This window comes from Cytobacillus sp. Bac17 (assembly GCF_024519925.1).
GTDB lineage: Bacteria > Bacillota > Bacilli > Bacillales > Cytobacillaceae > Cytobacillus > Cytobacillus pseudoceanisediminis.
The window spans coordinates 1-412 of the sequence record NZ_JALJRC010000106.1; the positions used below are offsets into that span (position 1 = coordinate 1).

General features: G+C 47.3%; 1 protein-coding gene. It reads left to right on the forward strand.

What is annotated here, in order from left to right; all coding sequences use genetic code 11:
- Positions 1 to 412, forward strand: a 412-nt coding sequence (locus NR125_RS30300) for a hypothetical protein (protein ID WP_256816886.1), incomplete at both ends; no start/stop codon positions are given.

Below are 412 nucleotides of genomic sequence, written 5' to 3' on the forward strand. Positions count from 1 at the left end.
GAAAAGAAGAGAGGAAGAGAGAGGAGAGAAGGAAAAAAAGAGGAAAAAAGGGGAAGAAAGGAAGAAAAAAGGAAAAGAGGAGAAGAGGGGAGAGGAAAAAAGAAAAAGGGAGAAAGGAAAGGAGGAGGGGAGGGGGAGAGAGGGAAGGGGAGAGAGGGAGGGAAAGAGGAGGGGGGAGAAGAGGAGAGGAAGAGGAAAAAAGGGAAGGAAAGGGGAGGAGGAGGAGGGAGGAAGGAAAGAGAAGGGAGAAAGGAAAAAAAGAGGGAAGGAGGAAAGAGAGGGAAAAGGGAAGAAGAAAGGGAAGGGGAGAAAAAAAAAGAAAGAAAGAGAAGGAAAGGAAAAAGGAGAGGAGAAGAAGAGGAAAAAGGGGAGAAAGAAAGAAGCGGGCGGCGGAGGAGATAAAAAAAGCACG